Raw genomic sequence first — 13,654 nt, forward strand, 5'->3', positions numbered from 1 at the left:
CGCCGCTCCGCGGGAGCATCCGCGACGCCGGCAGGCCGGTCGACACCGGTGGCTCAAACGTGTGGTTGTGGGCGGGGCCGATTGTCTCGTCTCGGGGGCGGGGGCTAGACCATGCCCGGTCGAATTCGATCCGGAACTGATCGGGCGGCCGTCCAGCCGCCCCACGCGTGACATGAACCTCGGCAAGCGTCTTATCCGCCATCCGTCCGTGCAGGGCCTCCTCGGCCATTTCGCGGCCGGCTATCTGCGGTTCGTGCGACTCACCAACCGCTTCGAGATCCATGCGGGCGATGCGTCCCCGGGGGCCGCGGACGGCTGGATCGACGCGCGCAAGCCGCTGATCATCGGCATGTGGCACGGCCAGCACATCATGATGCCGCTCATGCGTCGCCCAGGCGACCGCGTGGCCACGATCATCTCGCGGAATCCGGATGGGAACATCAACACCATCGCGCTGGAACGCTTCGGCGTCCGTGTGATGCGGGCCTCCGGCGCCCGCGGCCGCAGCCGCGCCACCGATCTGCGCGCCAAGGGCGGAGCCGAAGGATTGCGGGCCATGCTGCGGGCCCTGAAGGGCGGCGAATCGGTGGCCTTCAGCGCCGACGTTCCCAAGGTCTCGCGCCGGTGCGATGCCGGGATCCTGACCCTGGCGCGCTTCTCCGGGCGGCCGATCGTCCCGGCGGCCGTGGTGACGAGCCGGCATCTGCGCTTCAACTCGTGGGACCGGGCCTGCCTGGGCCTGCCCTTCGGCCGCGGCGCGATCGTGCTGGGCGACCCGATCTATGTTCCGCGGGACAGCGACGGCGAGGCGTTCGAGACGCTGCGCCGCTTCGTCGAGGTCGAGATGAATCGGGTGCATGCCCGCGCCTACGCGCTCGTTGGGCGCGCCGACCGGGCGGCGCTCTACCGCGACCCGCTTCCCGAACTCAGAGACGCGCCGGTGGGAGACCTCGCGTGAGGCGTCCCTCCGTAACCCTGCCACTGCAGGCCTACCGGGCCGGCCTGCGCATCGGTGAGCCGGCGCTGACCGGCCTGCTCGCGTGGCGTGCGCAGCGCGGCAAGGAGGATCCGCGTCGGCTTCCGGAGCGCCGCGGTCTGCCGGGGCGGGCCCGGCCGGTCGGGCCGCTGGCCTGGATGCACGGCGCGAGCGTCGGCGAAGCCCTGTCGCTGATCGGGCTCGTCGAGGGCATGATCGCCCGCGGCTTCTCGGTGCTCGTGACCACGGGCACACGCGCGGCGGCCGAACTCGTCGGCGTGCGGCTGCCGCCCGGCGCGGTGCATCAGTACATGCCGCTCGACGCGCCCCGCTGGATCGGACGGTTCCTAGAGCATTGGCAGCCGGACCTCGCGGTCATCGCCGAATCGGAGATCTGGCCGAACACGATCCTGGCGCTGGACGAGCGCGAAATCCCGCTGATCCTGGTCAACGGCCGCATGTCGGAGCGCTCGTTCCGAGGCTGGGAGCGCTGCCCGCGCACCGCCAAGGCTCTGCTGACGCGGATCGCGATCTGCCTCGCGCAGACCCAGGAGGACGGCGAGCGCTTCGCCAAGCTCGGCGCGCCGCGGGTGAGCATCGCGGGGAATCTGAAGTTCGACGCGTCGGTGCCCCCGGCCGACGCGCAGCAGCTTGCCTATCTCGGGGCCATGATGGCCGGCCGGCCGGTTTGGGTCGCCGCGAGCACGCATGCCGGCGAGGAGACCATGGTCGCCTATGCGCACGCGATGCTGAAGGTGCAGTTCCCCCAGCTCCTGACCATCATCGCCCCGCGGCATCCGGCCCGGGGGGGCGAGGTGGTGGCGTGCGCCGACGCCGTCGGCCTGCGCAGCGCCCGGCGCTCCACCGGCGGGCGGCCTCACCCGTCCATCGAGGTCTACGTCGCGGATACGATCGGTGAGCTGGGCCTGTTCTACCGCCTGAGTCCCCTGGTGTTTCTCGGCGGTTCCCTGGTGCCGCGGGGCGGACAGAACCCGATCGAGCCGCTGCGCCTCGGCTCTGCGGTGCTGCACGGGCCCCACATCGAGAATTTCAGCGTGGTCTATCAGGCCCTCGACCGGGCCGGGGGCGCCCTGCCCATGCGCGACGGCGTCGAACTGGCGGCGATCGCCGCGGAGCTCCTCGGCGATCGGAGCCGGCTCGCCGACATGGCCCGTGCGGGGCAGCGTGCCCTGGAGCCCTTCGAGGGGGCGGTGGCGCGCACGCTCGCCGTGCTCGATCCCTTCGTGGCGCAGATGAAGCTCCAGCGCCTCGACCGGGGTAGCCGCGCGCGACCGCTCGTGCGGGCCTGATGCGGCCCCCGGCCTTCTGGGCGGCGGGGCCGGATCACCCGGCCGCGCGCGGCCTCGCCCCCTTCGCGGCGCTCTACGGGGCATTGGTGGCCCGGCGCATGGATCGTCCCGGCGCCCCGGCCGGCTGCCCGGTCCTGTGCCTGGGCAATTTCACCCTCGGCGGTGCCGGCAAGACGCCGGCCGCCCTGGCGGTCGCGGCCGTCCTCGCCGAGCTCGGCCGCAGGCCGGCCTTCCTGTCCCGCGGCTACGGGGGCCGGAACGCGGGCCCGGTACGGGTCGATCCCGACCGCCACGCCGCCGCGGAGGTCGGCGACGAGCCGCTGCTCCTCGCCCGCAGGGCGCCCGCGATCGTCTCCCGGGACCGGCCGGCGGGCGCTGCCCTCTGCCGGCAGCTTGGCGCCGACGTCATCGTCATGGATGACGGCCTGCAGAATCCGAGCCTCGTCAAGGATCTCAGCTTCGCGGTGGTCGATGGTCCCGCCGGCCTCGGCAACGGATTGCCGTTCCCGGCGGGGCCGCTGCGCGCGCCCCTCGCCCGGCAATGGCCGCATGTCGGTGGGCTGATCGTGATCGGTGATGGCGCCGGCGGCGACGCGGTCGCCCGGGCGGCCGAGCGGCGCGGCCTGCCCGTCCACCGGGCGCGACTCGTGCGGGAGGCGGATGATCTGGCGGGCCGGCGCTGCCTCGCCTTCGCGGGCATCGGCCGACCCGAAAAGTTCTTCGCGACCCTGGCGACGGCGGGCGCGGTGATCGCCGGGACGCGTCCGTTCCCGGATCATCATCCCTACCGGCCGGGAGAACTGGCTGTCCTGGCCGAGTCGGCCCGGCGCCTCGGTGCAGACCTCGTCACCACCGAGAAGGACGCCGTGCGCCTGCCGCCGGCCTTCTCGGCAGACGTGCGCGTCCTGCGCGTCCGCCTCGTACTCGACGACGTGGACGCCCTGCGCCGGCAGATCCGCGACGCGCTCCGCGCGCCGTGACCCTCAGGGACGGCCGGTTTCCTTGAGCCGCTGCAGAATCGCCTCGGGGGAGGCGTAGGCCTCCTGGCGGGCGGCGCTCCAGTAGCGCAGCCCGTCGAGGGGGATCGGCTCGCCGGTCACCGCGCAGCGCACGAAGCTGCCGGGCTTGACCACCCGCATGGTGCCGTCGCCGTACTCGACGACCGCTTCGCCGTTGTTCGCGCGCTCGTAACGACCCAGCACGTCCGCCTCCTGCTCGATGGCGCCTTCTACACGATCTGCACGCCCCGCGATGCCCGCGAGGTTCAGGTCAGCATCGACGGGGTTTCATCGCGCGCCAGCAGGGCCCGCGCCATCGCCGCATCGACATGCATGCGTTCGACCAGCGCGTCGGCGCTGGCGAACCGCTCCTCGCCGCGAATGTGTCCGACGAACTCCACGGCGATGTCCTGCCCGTAGAGATCGTCGGAGAAATCGAAGAGATAAGTCTCCAGCAGCGGCGCGCCGTCATCGAAGGTCGGACGGCGCCCGTAGCTCGCCACGCCGTCGCGGAAGTCCCCCGACGCCAGGCGGACCCGCACCGCGTAGATGCCGTGTGCCAGCCCGCAATCGGGCAGCATCATGTTGGCGGTGGGAAAGCCGAGCTGCCGCCCGCGCTTGTCGCCGTGGCGCACCGCGCCGAGGACGAACCAGCGATAGCCGAGAAGCGCGTTGGCGCGGACGATGTCGCCGGCCGCGAGGGCGGCGCGGATCGCGCTCGACGAGACCGGCTCGGTCTCGCCGCCGAGGGCGACCGGCGCCACGATCCGGCAGCGCATCCCGGCTTCACGGCAGAGTTCGGCGAGGATCGCGGGGGTACCCTCGCGGCCGCGGCCGAAATGGAAATCGTGCCCGACGACAACGCCGGACAGGCCGAGCGCCCCCTTCAGGAAGTCGAGCACGAAGGCACGGGCGCCCGTGGCAGCCAGAGCCCCGTCGAAGCGGCGCACGATCAGGCCGTCGAGGCCCAGATGCGCGAACACGATCTCCTTGGCGGCGAGGCCGGTCAGCCGGAACATCGGCGCGTCGGGCGTGAAATAGGCCCGCGGATGCGGCTCGAAGGTCAGGATCACGGCCGGTCGGCCGGCCGCACGGGCCTCGGCGCGCACGCCCTCGACGAGCACCCGATGACCGAGATGGACGCCATCGAAATTGCCGATCGCCGCCACGGCCCCGGCCAGGGCGGGTGGGACGGGCGCATCGGCGCGGCAGATCGTGAAGGGCCGCGCGGCCGTGTCGTCGCCTGGGGCCATCGGTTCGGGGTCGAATGCTCGGAAGGGTCGGATGGGATCGCCTGACATGTCCGCGAGGGGCCCGACGCGGCCGGACCCTGCCCAAAGGCGCCCGGAGGGTCAAGCGAGGCATTCCGAGGGCGCCGGGCTGCCCTCGGGGCGCACGGCCTCGCCCCGGCCGTCCCGATTAACCGCTTCGCAATGCGCGTGCCCTATTTTCAATGCTGTGCAGCGCAGCTAAAACGCAGCGTTAGCGAAGCGTTAATCTATCCGGGAGCCGCCGCGGCTTCCCGCCGGGCAATACGGAGCAGTTGTTCGATGGCTCTCGACCTGAGCATGCCGATCCTCGTTGTCGACGATTACCAGACGATGGTCCGCATTATTCGCAATCTACTGAAGCAGCTCGGCTTCGAAGAGGTTGATGACGCGTCCGATGGGACCGAGGCGCTGGCGCGACTGAAGGGCCGCAAGTACGGGCTCGTCATCTCCGACTGGAACATGGAGCCGATGACGGGCTACGAGCTGCTGCGGCACGTGCGCGCCGACGAAAATCTTCGGACGACGCCGTTCATCATGGTGACGGCCGAATCGAAGACCGAGAACGTGATCGCGGCCAAGAAGGCCGGCGTGAACAATTACATCGTCAAGCCCTTCAACGCGGCCACGCTGAAGTCGAAGATCGAGGCGGTCTGCGGAAGCTGACCGGCTCCCCTTCTTCGTCCCCTCGCCGTCCGGGCGGTTCGCTCCTGCGCCGCCGGGCGCCGAGACGTGGCGTGGCCGGTCAGGACGGCCACAGATCCGAGGAGAAGAGCATGTCGTCAGCCGCCTCACGGCAGGCCGATCTGCGGTTTCGTGAACCGCAGACCGTGATCGCCGAGCTGATCGAGATCGCGGATTACATCGCCCATCTCCGTGAGGAGATCGGGGCGCTGCGCGCGAACGAGATGAGCCGTGACCGCATCCCCATGGCGCACGAGGAACTCGGCAGCGTTGTCGCGGCGACGGCAGGCGCCACCAACACGATCATGGAGGCCGCCGAGGCGATGCTCGGCCTGCCCGACGGACCGGGTTACCGCGAGGCCGTCGAGGAGCGCATCAACACGATCTTCGAAGCCTGCGCGTTCCAGGACATCACCGGCCAGCGGATCGCCAAGGTGGTCGAATCGCTGCGCCTGTTCGAGCAGCGCCTGGCGCGGTTCGTGGGGGCCGTGAAGGCCCGCGACGCGTCCTCCATGGATCCCGCCGAGCGCGCCCGGCGGGCCCGGGCGGAGGATCTCCTGCTGAACGGTCCGCAGGCTGTGGACGCCACGCCCTCCCAGGACGACATCGACGCGCTGTTCGCCTGAGGCGAACCCTGCCGGCGAGGCGTCGACCGCCGACGCGCTAGTCGACTCGGCGGCGACCTGCCGGTTAGATCGCCTCCCGAACCCGCTGCCGCCCGGCGGCGCCGGAAGGAGGCCTCGGCAGGAATGACGGCGCGGTTCTGGTCCGAATTGACCACCGAAGACTTGGCGCGTCGCGATATGAAGCGGGCGATCGCGGTTCTGCCGGTGGCCGCCATCGAGCAACACGGCCCGCACCTGCCGCTCGCCACCGACACCCTCATCGCCGAGGGCTACCTCGCCCGGGTGCGCGACCACGCGCCGCCCGATCTCGACGTGCTGCTGCTGCCAGTCCAGCCTGTGGGGAAGTCGGACGAGCACGATTCCTTCCCGGGTACGCTCTCCCTGGACACCGGGACGGCGCTCGCCGCCTGGACGGGAATCGGCGCGGCCGTCCACCGCGCCGGCTGCCGAAAGCTGGTGCTCGTCACGAGTCACGGCGGCAACAGCGGGCTCATCGATCTCGTGGCGGCCGAGCTGCGCGCTCGGTTCCGCATGGTGGCGGTCACGACGTCCTGGGCGCGACTCGGCTATCCCGAGGGCCTGTTCCCCGCCGACGAGATCGCCCACGGCATCCATGCCGGCGGGATCGAGACGGCGCTGATGCTGGCCCTGCGGCCTGACCTCGTCCGGGCCGACCGGATCGCCGACTTCCCGCCGCGGACACGGGTGATGGCCCGCGAGTTCACTCACCTGCGTGCCGGCCGCCCCGCCGCCTTCGCGTGGAAGGCCGGCGACCTCCATCCTTCGGGCGCCATGGGCGATGCGCGTCTCGGAACCGCCGAGGCGGGCCGTGCGGCGCTGGACTACGGCGCCCGGGCCTTCCTCGCCCTCCTGCGCGACGTCGACGCCTTCGAACTCGACCCGGACGTGTAACCGCCGCCGCGGCAGCGCCGAAGGAGCCGGTACGCCGGGTCCGAACCGCCGGCGTGCGGGAGTTCCGGCCATGCGCCCTGCCCTCTTGATCGCCGCCGTCCTGTCGTGTGCCGTCCTCCCTTCGGCCGAGGCGGCGGCGCGCCCCGTCGTCGTCGAATTGTTCACCTCGCAGAGCTGCTCCTCCTGCCCGCCCGCGGAGGCGCTGATCGGCCGCCTCGTCCATGAGCCAGCGGGTGCGCAGGGCGACGTCCTGCCGCTCGCGTTCCACGTCACCTATTGGAACCACCTGAACTGGCGCGACCCCTACGCCCTGCCGGCCGCCACCGCCCGCCAGGAATCCTACGCGGCCCGCCTCGGCGGGCCCGCCTACACGCCGCAGGCCGTGATCGACGGGCAGACCGGGCTGGTCGGCTCGGACGAGGTCGGGCTGCGCGCTGCCATCGCCCGCGCCCGGGAGGCCGGCCCCGGCATCCCGGCGACCCTGGCCCGCGACGGCGGGCGCGTCGTGGCGCAGATCGGGGCCGCACGCGACGCCGGAGGGGCCTCCGGCCGTGTCCTGCTGATTGGGTACGATCCGAGCCACACCACGCGGGTGCTGCGCGGCGAGAATGCCGGGCGGACCCTCGATCAGGCCAACGTCGTCCGCTCGCTGCAGGATCTCGGGCGCTGGTCCGGTACCGCCGCGACCTTCACGGCGACCCGCCCCGAGGGCGAGACGGCGGCCCTGCTGCTTCAGGCCGATGACGGGCGCATCCTCGGCGCGGCGCGACTCGCCGCGGCCCCCGCCGGGACGGGACGGGAGGCCGTACGATGATGCTCGCCGTTTCGGGCGGGATGCCCGCGCGCGCTTGGGCGCTGGCGTCGGGATCACACCGCGGGGTAGACACGACGCGGGCCGGGGGGCGGAACGACGGCGGAGCCCGGATGGCGCTCGAAGAGGAACTGGCGACCCTGATGGCGGCGGCGCAGGGCGGCGACGCGGCCGCCTACCGCTCGCTGCTGAAGGCGTGTCTGCCCGTGGTCTCGGCGATCGCCCGGGCACAGGGCGTGCGCGGCGAGGCGGTGGACGATGTCGTGCAGGACGCGCTGATGACCGTCCACCGGGCCCGGGCGAGCTACGATCCGGCCCGTCCCTTCCTGCCCTGGCTGCGCGCCATCACCCAGCGGCGGGCGATCGACCGGCTGCGCCGCGCCGGGCGGCGCCCGCGGGAGGTCAACGACCCCCTGGCCTACGAGGCCGAGGTCGATCCGGGCCCGATCCCCGGCCATAGGCTGGAGGCGCGGGATCGGGCGGCCGCCCTGGCCAGGGCGGTGGCGGCCCTGCCCGACGGCCAGCGGCAGGCCGTGGAGCACCTGGGCCTGCGCGAGCTGTCGCTCGACGAGACCGCGGCCCTCACCGGTCGCAGCAAGGGAGCCCTCAAGGTGAACCTGCACCGGGCGCTGAAGGCGCTCCGGGCCAGTCTGACGCAGGAGCGGGAGTGATGCCCGGAGAGGGGAGCAATCGGGCCGGCGGGGACCTGTCCCGTTACGACCGACTCGTCGAGGAACTCGCAGGCGGCCTCGAACCCGTGCGGCCGCTGCCGACCCCGGAGGCCCGCGCGGCGCTCTGGCTCGGCGTGACGCTGGTGGTCGGCGTCGTCCTCGCGGCCTGGATCGGAACCGGCGGCTTCATGCTGCGCATGCATGTGCCGGATCTGGCCCTCGCGGCGGTCGGCGCCGTGCTGACGGCGATCACGGCCGCCTTCGCGGCCTTCGCCACGAGCGTGCCGGGACGGTCCAGCCGCTGGGCGCTTTTGCCGCTTCCGCCCCTCGCCCTCTGGGTCGGCGCGAGCGGGCTGGGCTGCCTGCGCGACTGGATCGCGCCGGGGGCCGACGTGCCCGGCGAGCACACGATCGCGGGCTGCTTCAGCTTCCTGATCTGCGTCTCGGTGCCGTTGTCGGTGCTGATCGTCGTGATGCTGCGGCGCGCCTGCCCGCTGCGGCCGAACCTCACCGCCGCCCTCGGGGGGCTGGCGGTGGCGGCGGCGGCGGCGGCGCTGCTCATGCCCGTCCACCCCCACGACGCCACCGCCACGGATCTCCTGTTCCACGCGGCGGCGGTGACCATCGTCATCGCGGCGAACGGCCTGGCGGGCGGCCGGCTGCTCGGCCGGCACTCCGGGACCGGCTAGGGCGTACCGGTCGAGGCGCCGGGCCGCGACCACGCGGCGTCAGCCGGTCTGCGGGCGCCGGCGTCCGTCGCGCTCGCCTCAGACGGCGCTGGGATCGAGGCCCGGCCAGTCCACGATCCGGTCCGGCAACTCGTCCTCGGAGAATTCCTCCTCGTTGCCGGCGAGCCGGCCGCGGACCGAGATGCCCGCCTCGTGCACGCTCGCGGCCCGGCCGGAGATCAGGGGATGCCACGGGTAGAGCGGCTGCCCGTCGCGCACGAGCCGGTACGCGCAGGTCGGCGGCAGCCAGGCGATCGACCGCACCGCTTCCGGCGTCAGGCGCACGCAGTCGGGCACCCGCTTCTGGCGCCGCGCGTAGTCGCGGCACCGGCAGGTGAGGCCGTCTAGCAACGTGCAGCCGATATCGGTGTGATGGACCTCGCCGGTATCCTCGTCCTCGAGCTTCATCAGGCAGCATCGGCCGCAGCCGTCGCACAGGCTCTCCCACTCGGACGGGGTCATGGCTTCGAGCGTCTTGGTCCGCCAGAACGGCTCGACCGCCCCGCGGCGCGGCGCCTCGGGCTTGGGCATCGGGAAATTCTCTCGGATGGGAAGCCGCCTCTCTGCCCGAGCCCGGGCACCGCTGCAAGCGTGGCCGCCGACGACCTCCATGCGACCGGATCGCACCGTCGTGCGTTACGCCCAAGCTCGTCCGCGGCGATTCGCGAGACTGCGCAGAGCCTCGCCGACGGTTCCGGATCCTGCTATGGACCTCGGATGCCGTGCGGTGGCGCAGGCGCAGGGTTCGTGTCCGCGGCGCGGGCCCTCGACCATCCGCCGCCAGGATCCGCCGCAGAGGCGCTCGACAAGCCGGGTTCGACATCGTGCGCCTGCCGACGCTCACCGAGATCAAGGTCCGCCTCGAACGCGCCGCGCTCGCCTTCGACGCCTGGGTCAATGCCAGCCTGTACGATGGCGGCCAGTCCACGGGCGAAGCCTACGAGCGCTTCCAGCGCGTCATGAGCCGGTTCGCCGTGCGCGGCTGGAAGCGCGTCGCCCTGGACCTGACGAGCGAGGGCGTCACCATCGGGACCGGGGGCGCTGTCCTGATGCTCGCCCTGGCTCAGCCCGCCTTCCAGCTGACGAGCGAGAACTGGCTCAAGCAGCAGGACCTCGCCGTCACCTTCCTCGACCGCTACGGCACCGAGGTCGGCCGCCGCGGCATCAAGCATGACGATTCGCTCAAGCTCGATGACTTTCCCGACATCATGATCAAGGCGCTGGTCTCCACGGAGGACCGGCGCTTCTACGAGCATTGGGGCATCGACCCGATCGGCACCCTCCGGGCGCTGGTCAACAACTCGCGCGGCGGCGGCGGCACGCAGGGCGGCTCCTCGATCACCCAGCAGCTCGCCAAGAACCTGTTCCTGACGAACGAGCGCTCCCTGGAGCGCAAGATCAACGAGGCGTTCCTGGCCCTGTGGCTGGAGAGCCACCTCACCAAGAACGAGATCCTGAAGCTCTACCTCGATCGCGCCTATATGGGCGGCGGCACCTTCGGCGCCGTGGCGGCGGCGGACTATTATTTCGGCAAGCCGCTCAAGGACATCAGCCTCGCCGAGGCCGCCATGCTGGCGGGCCTGTTCAAGGCGCCCACCAAGTACGCCCCGCACGTCAACCTGCCGGCGGCGCGCGCCCGGGCGGCGGACGTGCTGCACAATATGGTGGAGGCGGGCTTCGTCACCGAGGGCCAGATCCAGACGGCGCTTCGCAACCCGGCGACCCCGGTGACCCGCACCCGCGACATCACCGCCGACTATTACCTCGATTGGGCCTTCGGCGAGATCAAGGCCATGGCCGACGCAGGCAAGCTGCGCAGCGACCGTGTGCTGACCGTGAAGACGCCCCTCGACCTCGCCATCCAGAAGCGGGCCGACGAGGTCGTGGCCGACATCCTGCGCAAGTCCGGCGACGCCTACGACGTCGACGAGGCCGCGATGGTGATCCTCGACCCGGACGGGGCGCTGCGCGCCATGGTGGGCGGCGCCGATTACGGCGAGAGCCAGTTCAACCGCGCCACCGACGCCCTGCGCCAGCCCGGCTCGTCGTTCAAGCCCTACGTCTATTCGGCCGCGCTCGCCTCCGGCCTGTTCAAGCCCGACACGACGGTGGTCGACAGCCCGGTCTGCATCGGCAACTGGTGCCCGCAGAATTACGGCCGCTCCTATGCCGGCCGGGTGCCGATGTGGCTCGCGGTGGCGAAGTCGATCAACACGATCCCGATCAAGATCTCGATTTCCCTCGGCAAGGCCATGGGCATCAGTCACGAGGCCCGGGCCGCCAAGGCGGGCCGCGCAAAGATCACCGAACTTGCCCACAAAATGGGCATCACCTCGAACCTGATCGACACGGTGTCGATGCCGATCGGCTCGGACGAGGTGACGGTGATCGACCAGGCGGCGGGCTATGCGGTCTTCGCCAACGGCGGTTTCCGCGCCAAGCCCTACGCGGCCATCGAGGTGAAGAACTCGTCCGGCGAGGTGATCTACCGCCACGCCGACGAGGCGCCCGAGCGGGTGCTCTCGCCGCAGGTCGTGGCCGACATGAACTTCATGCTGAACAAGGTGGTCGAGGAGGGCACAGGCAAGCGGGCTCAGCTCGAGGGCGTGAAGGTGGCCGGCAAGTCGGGCACCACGAACGCCTACCGGGACGCGTGGTTCGTCGGCTACACGGGCAATTACGTCGGCGCCGTCTGGTTCGGGAACGACGATCACACCTCCACCAACAAGCTGACCGGCGGCTCGCTTCCGGCCCAGACCTGGCACGACATCATGGAGCCGGCCCATCAGGGCATCGAGATCAAGGGTCTGCCCGGCCTGAAGGACAGCCCGCGCGCCGCCCAGCAGCAGGCTTCCGGGGGCCCGACCGCCCCGATCGACCCCAATGCCAGCGCCTACGGCAAGCTCTCGCGCCGCTCCTTCGAGGTGATCAGCGGCCTGAACGGCCTGTTCCGCACGGTCGAGCGCGCCCCCGCAGAACCGGCTCCGGACGCACCCACCGGAACCGGAGAGCCGCGCAAGACCGGCAGGAAGCCCGGCGACCGGGCCGCGGTGCCGCCGTCAGGCCAGCTGCGCGAACTTGCCGAGGGCAGCCGCCCGGTCGGCGGCTTCACCGAGGTTCGGTGAGCGCATGAAGCTCACGATTCCCGACGCGTTCGGCCGCGTCTCCATGTCCGCCGCCGCCCCGCGCAGCCGCGCGGTCCGGTTCGTCCGACGGCTGTGGCGCAAGACTTCGATCGCCGGCCTTGCCGTCTACGCCCTGGCGCTGGGCGCCCTTCTGGGCCTCGCCAGCGCCGACTGGGCGACGAGCGGCGGCTATCCGTTCGGGGGCGTTCAGGTCGGTGCCTGGACCGCTTGGCCGCGGGCCGGCGCGGCGAATGCGGATCCTTACACCCGCGCCGTCAATGCCCGCCGGGGAGAGATCCCTCTGGCGGTCGGTGAGGGCCTGCTCCTGACGGCGGCGGTCGACGATGCCGGACAGGCGCTCGACGCCACCTGCACCTACCGGATCGGCGGCGCGACGCCGCCCGCCCGCGCCTGGACGATCACGGTGGCCGGCCGCGGCCCGCGCGATCCCGGCCGTGCGCCCCTGCGCGAGGGCTTCACCTCCACCGAGGTGCTGCGCGCGCCCGACGGGTGGTTCTCGATCGTGCTCGCGCCGGATGTGCAGCCTGGGAACTGGCTCCCGAGCCCGCGGGCGAGCGGTCCGGTCCGGCTGGCGCTGCGCCTCTACGATACGCCGGTGGCCGCCAGCGTCGGGTCCCTCGACCGGAGTTCCGTGCCGGCCGTCACTCGCCTCGGATGCGCCTCGTGAGCCTGCGCTTCGTCTACGCCACGCTGATCGGCCTCGTGCTCGCCGGGATCGTCCACATCGCGGCGGTCCTGGCGATCCCTGCCCTCTCGGAAGCCGACGCCGTCTCGCGCGCCCGCACCAGCGAGAACCTGGACCATCCGCAGTCGATCTACACGGTCGCCACCGGTGACGATCCCTCCCCGCCCGAGGCATGGCTGCCGATCCCGGATCCGGCGGTGGCGGTGGGCGTCTGCGCCTACAACCTCGCGGACGGGCCCATGCGCGTCTCCGCCCGCACCGGTCCCTTGTCCCTGTCGCTCGCCGCGCATGCCCGCCGCGGGGCCTTCTACGCGGTGACCGACCAGGCCGCGGTCCGTGGCGCCCTCGACCTCGTCATCCTGACCCGCGCCCAGTACGACGAGGCGCTCGCAGACGACGACGAGAACGATCCGAGCCGCGACGTGCGCATCGTCGCGCCCGACACGCGCGGCTTCGTGGTGGTGCGGGTGATCGCCGGTCTCCCGAGCCAGCGTCCCGCCGCGAATGCCGCGGTCCAGGCCGTCTCCTGCACCACCGACACGTCGACGGACGATGCGCCGACGGGCAAGGACGCGGCCGTCAAGGACGCGCCCGGCAAGGATGGGCCCGGCAAGGGGACGGGACGCTAGCGGGACCGTCGAACGGGCTGGCTGCGTCGATCGACGTGCGGCGGCCCTCAGCCACCTTCGTCCGTTCGGGGATCCGCGAACCGTCCGCGTCTCCAGCGCTGTGCGGTCGGCCGGATGGGCCTGCCCATCGCCCTGACCCACGATCCGGACACGCGCGGGCCTGCAGGTCGGCCACGCGGCCGATGTCGCGGCAGCACGGGCGCTGTCGTC

15 protein-coding genes are annotated in these 13,654 nt (G+C 72.0%); 12 read left to right on the top strand and 3 right to left on the bottom strand.

The window, feature by feature from the left end; translation table 11 throughout:
• Nucleotides 1-172: 172 nt before the first annotated feature.
• The 3 genes from ABC766_RS04640 to lpxK are packed head-to-tail and all read left to right on the top strand — an operon-like array spanning nt 173 to nt 3,266.
• The gene (locus tag ABC766_RS04640; protein WP_345821289.1) at nt 173-958 is read left to right on the top strand and encodes a lysophospholipid acyltransferase family protein; all 786 of its coding nucleotides are present in this window, start codon (nt 173-175) and stop codon (nt 956-958) included.
• Entirely contained in the window at nt 955-2,286 is a 1,332-nt protein-coding gene (locus ABC766_RS04645) for a 3-deoxy-D-manno-octulosonic acid transferase (RefSeq protein ID WP_345821290.1), read from the top strand. The genes ABC766_RS04640 and ABC766_RS04645 overlap by 4 nt, the downstream gene beginning before the upstream one ends.
• Nucleotides 2,286-3,266 (top strand): tetraacyldisaccharide 4'-kinase, encoded by a 981-nt coding sequence (gene lpxK, locus ABC766_RS04650; protein WP_345821293.1) that lies wholly within the window; start codon nt 2,286-2,288, stop codon nt 3,264-3,266. Before ABC766_RS04645 ends, lpxK begins: the two co-directional genes overlap by 1 nt.
• A gap of 3 nt (nt 3,267-3,269) precedes the next feature.
• Here lpxK and ABC766_RS04655 read toward each other — a convergent pair whose 3' ends face one another.
• Nucleotides 3,270-3,488: a DUF2093 domain-containing protein gene (locus ABC766_RS04655; RefSeq protein WP_043349698.1), complete on the bottom strand. Its 219-nt coding sequence runs from the start codon at nt 3,486-3,488 to the stop codon at nt 3,270-3,272.
• 62 nt (nt 3,489-3,550) lie between these two features.
• A complete protein-coding gene (locus ABC766_RS04660; RefSeq protein WP_043349701.1) occupies nt 3,551-4,537 on the bottom strand; it encodes a bifunctional riboflavin kinase/FAD synthetase in 987 nt (328 codons plus the stop codon).
• Nucleotides 4,538-4,834: 297 nt separating this feature from the next.
• Here ABC766_RS04660 and ABC766_RS04665 point away from each other — a divergent pair, with 297 nt between their 5' ends.
• From ABC766_RS04665 to ABC766_RS04690, 6 genes are all read left to right on the top strand, one after another.
• On the top strand, nt 4,835-5,218 hold the full coding sequence (locus ABC766_RS04665) for a response regulator (RefSeq protein WP_012317888.1): 384 nt from the start codon (nt 4,835-4,837) through the stop codon (nt 5,216-5,218).
• 110 nt (nt 5,219-5,328) lie between these two features.
• Nucleotides 5,329-5,862, top strand: a complete 534-nt coding sequence (locus ABC766_RS04670; RefSeq protein ID WP_051044744.1) for a protein phosphatase CheZ — start codon at nt 5,329-5,331, stop codon at nt 5,860-5,862.
• A 123-nt stretch (nt 5,863-5,985) separates the two neighbouring features.
• A complete protein-coding gene (locus tag ABC766_RS04675; RefSeq protein WP_345821298.1) occupies nt 5,986-6,774 on the top strand; it encodes a creatininase family protein in 789 nt (262 codons plus the stop codon).
• 70 nt (nt 6,775-6,844) lie between these two features.
• Nucleotides 6,845-7,588 (top strand): DUF1223 domain-containing protein, encoded by a 744-nt coding sequence (locus tag ABC766_RS04680; protein ID WP_345821299.1) that lies wholly within the window; start codon nt 6,845-6,847, stop codon nt 7,586-7,588.
• Nucleotides 7,589-7,698: 110 nt separating this feature from the next.
• Nucleotides 7,699-8,256 (top strand): RNA polymerase sigma factor, encoded by a 558-nt coding sequence (locus ABC766_RS04685; protein ID WP_345821301.1) that lies wholly within the window; start codon nt 7,699-7,701, stop codon nt 8,254-8,256.
• Entirely contained in the window at nt 8,256-8,945 is a 690-nt protein-coding gene (locus ABC766_RS04690; RefSeq protein WP_051976350.1) for an NrsF family protein, read from the top strand. The genes ABC766_RS04685 and ABC766_RS04690 overlap by 1 nt, the downstream gene beginning before the upstream one ends.
• Before the next feature lie 78 nt (nt 8,946-9,023).
• Here ABC766_RS04690 and ABC766_RS04695 read toward each other — a convergent pair whose 3' ends face one another.
• Nucleotides 9,024-9,515: a YcgN family cysteine cluster protein gene (locus tag ABC766_RS04695; protein WP_043349710.1), complete on the bottom strand. Its 492-nt coding sequence runs from the start codon at nt 9,513-9,515 to the stop codon at nt 9,024-9,026.
• 293 nt (nt 9,516-9,808) lie between these two features.
• Between ABC766_RS04695 and ABC766_RS04700 the strand changes: the two genes are divergently transcribed.
• From ABC766_RS04700 to ABC766_RS04710, 3 genes are read left to right on the top strand one after another with little or no spacing between them, the layout of a single operon-like run.
• Complete coding sequence (locus tag ABC766_RS04700) at nt 9,809-12,109, top strand: PBP1A family penicillin-binding protein (protein ID WP_345821304.1); 2,301 nt, start codon at nt 9,809-9,811, stop codon at nt 12,107-12,109.
• Between the two features lie 4 nt (nt 12,110-12,113).
• Nucleotides 12,114-12,797, top strand: a complete 684-nt coding sequence (locus tag ABC766_RS04705) for a DUF1214 domain-containing protein (RefSeq protein ID WP_345821307.1) — start codon at nt 12,114-12,116, stop codon at nt 12,795-12,797.
• Entirely contained in the window at nt 12,785-13,444 is a 660-nt protein-coding gene (locus ABC766_RS04710; RefSeq protein WP_182591887.1) for a DUF1254 domain-containing protein, read from the top strand. Before ABC766_RS04705 ends, ABC766_RS04710 begins: the two co-directional genes overlap by 13 nt.
• The last annotated feature ends 210 nt before the right edge of the window (nt 13,445-13,654 follow it).

It is taken from the genome of Methylobacterium fujisawaense (assembly GCF_039619325.1).
Taxonomy (GTDB): domain Bacteria; phylum Pseudomonadota; class Alphaproteobacteria; order Rhizobiales; family Beijerinckiaceae; genus Methylobacterium; species Methylobacterium fujisawaense.